2 tRNA genes and 3 rRNA genes are annotated in these 5,112 nt (G+C 57.5%); all 5 read left to right on the plus strand.

Features of this window, described 5'->3' with window-relative positions:
- Positions 1-249: 249 nt before the first annotated feature.
- The 5 genes from AS161_RS06600 to rrf all read left to right on the plus strand — a co-directional run bounded on the left by AS161_RS06600 (position 250) and on the right by rrf (position 5,061).
- Positions 250-1,757 (plus strand): 16S ribosomal RNA (locus tag AS161_RS06600).
- A gap of 41 nt (positions 1,758-1,798) precedes the next feature.
- A tRNA-Ile gene (locus AS161_RS06605) sits at positions 1,799-1,875 on the plus strand.
- Between the two features lie 5 nt (positions 1,876-1,880).
- Positions 1,881-1,956, plus strand: a tRNA-Ala gene (locus AS161_RS06610).
- A 35-nt stretch (positions 1,957-1,991) separates the two neighbouring features.
- Positions 1,992-4,919, plus strand: a 23S ribosomal RNA gene (locus tag AS161_RS06615).
- 25 nt (positions 4,920-4,944) lie between these two features.
- Positions 4,945-5,061 (plus strand): 5S ribosomal RNA (gene rrf / locus AS161_RS06620).
- Together the 16S, 23S and 5S rRNA genes with 2 tRNA genes alongside form the textbook arrangement of a ribosomal RNA operon.
- Positions 5,062-5,112: the final 51 nt, after the last annotated feature.

Here is a 5,112-nt window from a genome sequence, read left to right on the forward strand (position 1 = left end):
AAGAAAAACAAAAAAATAAAAAAGTCAGTTGACAAAAACAAGTGAATGTGGTAAATTAAGAAACGCTTGAGAAAAAAGCGAAATGAAAAAACGAATAAAAATACCCCTTGACAAAAATAAGCGAACGTGGTAAAGTATGAAACGCGCGATAAAAGATTGACACGATGAAGTGAAGGAAAGAGTCCGGTCATTGAAATATGAATAGCAGCCACCGAAAAAAGATAAAGAGCAGGGTTGAACCTGAAGATTAGCTTGGAGGGTTTGATCCTGGCTCAGGGTGAACGCTGGCGGCGTGCCTAACACATGCAAGTCGAGCGGTGCAGCTGGAGACTTCGGTTGAAGGCTGCATAGCGGCGGACGGGTGCGTAACACGTAGGAACGTGCCCCCTGGAGGCGGATAGCTACGGGAAACTGTAGGTAATCCGCCATAGACTCGGGAGAGTAAAGGCCGGAAGGCGCCAGGGGAGCGGCCTGCGGCCCATCAGGTAGTTGGTAGGGTAACGGCCTACCAAGCCGACGACGGGTAGCCGATCTGAGAGGATGGTCGGCCACAAGGGCACTGAGACACGGGCCCTACTCCTACGGGAGGCAGCAGTGGGGGATATTGGACAATGGGCGAAAGCCTGATCCAGCGACGCCGCGTGGAGGACGAAGCCCTTCGGGGTGTAAACTCCTTTTGCTAGGGAAAAAGTACTGATGGTACCTAGCGAATAAGCCCCGGCTAACTACGTGCCAGCAGCCGCGGTAATACGTAGGGGGCGAGCGTTACCCGGAATCACTGGGCGTAAAGGGTGCGTAGGTGGCCCTGTGTGTCTGGCGTTAAATACCACGGCTCAACTGTGGGATTGCGCTGGAAACTGCAGGGCTTGGGTGCGGCAGAGGCAGATGGAACTGCTGGTGTAGGGGTGAAATCCGTAGATATCAGCAGGAACGCCGGTGGAGAAGTCGGTCTGCTGGGCCGTAACCGACGCTGAGGCACGAAAGCTAGGGGAGCGAACCGGATTAGATACCCGGGTAGTCCTAGCCGTAAACGATGCTCACTAGGTGTGGGGCCGGAAGGCTCCGTGCTGAAGCTAACGCGATAAGTGAGCCGCCTGGGGAGTATGCCCGCAAGGGTGAAACTCAAAGGAATTGACGGGGGCCCGCACAAGCGGTGGAGCGTGTGGTTTAATTGGAAGCTAAGCCAAGAACCTTACCAGGGCTTGACATGCTGGTGGTACCGAGCCGAAAGGTGAGGGACGCTACCGTAAGGTAGTGAGCCGGCACAGGTGGTGCACGGTCGTCGTCAGCTCGTGCCGTGAGGTGTTGGGTTAAGTCCCGCAACGAGCGCAACCCCTGCCCTTAGTTGCCAGCACGAAAGGTGGGCACTCTAAGGGGACTGCCGGCGACGAGCCGGAGGAAGGAGGGGATGACGTCAGATACTCGTGCCCCTTATGTCCTGGGCGACACACGCGCTACAATGGGGCGGACAGCGGGAAGCGAGCCAGTGATGGTGAGCAAAACCCTCAAACCGTCCCCCAGTTCAGATTGTGGGCTGAAACCCGCCCACATGAAGCCGGAATCGCTAGTAATCGCGGATCAGCCACGCCGCGGTGAATACGTTCCCGGGCCTTGTACACACCGCCCGTCAAGCCACCCGAGTTGCGGGCACCCGAAGACGGTAATGCTTAGGCATACCGTTGAGGGTGAACGTGGTGAGGGGGGCTAAGTCGTAACAAGGTAGGTGTACCGGAAGGTGCGCCTGGATCACCTCCTTTCTAAGGAGAGACAGGTGGCTGCTATTCGTATTTGAGTGATTGGGCTCGTAGCTCAGAAGGTCAGAGCGCACGCCTGATAAGCGTGAGGTCGGAGGTTCGATTCCTCCCGAGCCCACCATGGGTGGGGACATAGCTCAGCTGGGAGAGCACCTGCTTTGCAAGCAGGGGGTCAGGGGTTCGAATCCCCTTGTCTCCACCAATGGGACAGGTCATTGAAAAGTGCATAGGGAAGAAGGTGAAGGTAGTAAGGGCATGCAGTGGATGCCTAGGCGGCGAGAGGCGAAGAAGGGCGTGGCAAGCTGCGAAAAGCCCGGGGGAGCTGCAAGCGAGCGTTGATCCCGGGATACCCGAATGGGGCAACCTGTGCACGTGAAAGCGTGCACGCCGAGAGGCGCGATACCCGGGGAAGTGAAACATCTCAGTACCCGGAGGAAAAGAAATCAAACGAGATTCCCTGAGTAGAGGCGATCGAAAGGGGAGGAGCCTAAACCAGTCGAAAGGCTGGGGTAGTGGGACACAGTTAGGCTGAGTCCGCTCCGTAATCACTCATAGCTGAACAGTCTGGGAAGGCTGACCGAAGAGGGTGACAGTCCCGTAGGCGAAATGAGTGATGAAGGAGTGACTGTGATCCCGAGTAGCGCGGGACTCGAGGAATCCCGCGTGAATCAGGGGGGACCACCCTCCAAGGCTAAATACTCCTCGCCGACCGATAGCGCAACCAGTACCGTGAGGGAAAGGTGAAAAGCCCCCCGGAAGGGGAGTGAAAGAGACCTGAAACTGCATGCCTACAAGAAGTCGGAGCCCGCGAGGGTGACGATGTGCCTTTTGATTAATGAGCCTGGGAGTTATCGCTGCTGGCGAGGTTAAGCCGATAAAGGCGGAGCCGGAGCGAAAGCGAGTCCGAAAAGGGCGCGAGTCAGTAGCGATAGACCCGAAGCCGGGTGAGCTACCCATGGGCAGGATGAAGGTGGGGTAAAACCCACTGGAGGTCCGAACCGGTGGATCGTGAAAAATCCTCGGATGACCTGTGGGTAGGAGTGAAAAGCTAACCGAACTCGGTGATAGCTGGTTCTCCCCGAAATGCATTGAGGTGCAGCCTCAGGAGTTCTGTGGTGGAGGTAGAGCGCTGGTAGGGCTAGTGGGGTAACCTGCGAACCCTGTCAAACTCCGAATGCCGCCACACGAGATCCTGGGAGTGAGCCCGTGAGGGATAAGCTTCACGGACGAGAGGGGAACAACCCAGACCGTCGGCTAAGGGCCCGGAGAGGTGGCTAAGTGTGAAGAAGAAGGATGTGGTGTGGCCCAGACAACCGGGATGTTGGCTTAGAAGCAGCCATCATTTAAAGAGTGCGTAACAGCTCACCGGTCGAGCCGCACTGCGCCGAAAATGTGCGGGGCTGAAGCCACCCCCCGAAGCCACGGAACCTGTCGAAAGGCAGGTTGGTAGGGGAGCGTTCCGCGGTAGGGAGAAGGTAGACTCGAGAGAGCTACTGGACGAAGCGGAAGTGAGAATCCAGGCATGAGTATACGAGAGGATGGTGAGAATCCATCCCCCCGAAAGCCTAAGGGTACCTGGGGAAGGGTCGTCCGCCCAGGGTAAGTCGGGACCTAAGGAAAACCCGAAAGGGGTATCCGATGGGAAACCGGTTAATATTCCGGTACCACCGGCTAACCGATACTGCAAGCGGGGACGCAGGAGGCTAAGCTCTGGGGATAAGTGGCAAATCCCTCCAAGCGGTTAGGCGAAGAGGGCTGTAGGTAAGTCCGCAGTCTGAGCTGAGCCGTGAAGGGGAGACTCCGAAAGGGGTCAACGGAGCTGACGCCACACTGCCAAGAAAAGCCGCGTGTAGTGGTTAGCAGGTGCCCGTTCCGCAAACCGACACAGGTAGGCGGGCTGAAAAAGCTAAGGGGAGCGGGATAACCCTTGCCAAGGAACTCGGCAAATTGACCCCGTAACTTCGGGAGAAGGGGTGCCACGGTAGGTTGAAGTCAGGGGAAGCCGCGAGGTGGAAACTGACGGAGGCCGAGGTGGTCGCAGAGAAATGGCCCTGGCGACTGTTTACCAAAAACACAGGTCTCTGCCAACTCGATGAGAGGAAGTATAGGGACTGACGCCTGCCCGGTGCCGGAAGGTTAAGGGGAGGGGTGCAAGCTCCGAACCGAAGCCCCGGTAAACGGCGGCCGTAACTATAACGGTCCTAAGGTAGCGAAATTCCTTGTCGGGTAAGTTCCGACCTGCATGAATGGCGTAACGACTGGGGCACTGTCTCGGCAGGGGACCCGGTGAAATTTCAGTCTGGGTGAAGATGCCCAGTACCCGCAGCTAGACGGAAAGACCCCGTGGAGCTTTACTGTAACCTGGTATTGTGCTCTGCTGCGGCGTGTACAGGATAGGTGGGAGGCGAAGAAGCGTGCTCGCCAGGGCACGTGGAGCCGACGGTGGGATACCACCCTCGTTGCAGCGGAGTTCTAACCTACGCATGTGGAGAGCATGCGAGGGACAGTGCCAGGTGGGCAGTTTGACTGGGGCGGTCGCCTCCTAAAGAGTAACGGAGGCGCGCAAAGCTCGGCTCAGGTGGGTTGGAAATCCACCGTTGAGTGCAAGGGCAAAAGCCGGGCTGACTGCGAGACCGACGGGTCGAGCAGAGGGGAAACCCGGTCCTAGTGACCCGGCGACTCCGAGTGGAAGGGTCGTCGATCAACGGACAAAAGTTACCCCGGGGATAACAGGCTAGTCTAGCCCGAGAGTTCACATCGACGGCTAGGCTCGGCACCTCGATGTCGGCTCATCCCATCCTGGGGCTGAAGCAGGTCCCAAGGGTTAGGCTGTTCGCCTATTAAAGGGGTACGTGAGCTGGGTTCAGACCGTCGTGAGACAGGTCGGTCCCTATCTGCTGCGGGCGTAGGAGGCTTGAGGAGGGTCGCCCTTTGTACGAGAGGACCAGGGTGAGGGAGCCACTGGTGTACCAGCTGTACTGCCAAGTGCATACGCTGGGTAGCTACGCTCCTGAGCGATAACCGCTGAAAGCATCTAAGCGGGAAGCGCGCTCCGAGATGAGGCCTCCATAAGGCCGGTCCGAGAAGAGGACCTAGATAGGCTGGTGGTGGAAGCGTCGAGAGGCGTGGAGCCAACCGGTACTAATAGGCCGAAACCTTCACCTTTAAGCCCTATGCACTTTTGAATGACCTGGGTGCCGATACTACGGTGGGAAACGCCCAGAACCATTCCGAACCTGGCCGCTAAGCCACCGTGGGCCGATGGTAGTAAGCGGGCGACCGCTTGCGAGAGTAGGTAGTGCCCAGGATTTCTTAAATCCTCACCCCCTGAATCATTTCGATTCAGGGGGTTTTTGTT

It is taken from the genome of Fervidobacterium sp. 2310opik-2 (assembly GCF_011057735.1).
Lineage (GTDB): Bacteria > Thermotogota > Thermotogae > Thermotogales > Fervidobacteriaceae > Fervidobacterium > Fervidobacterium nodosum.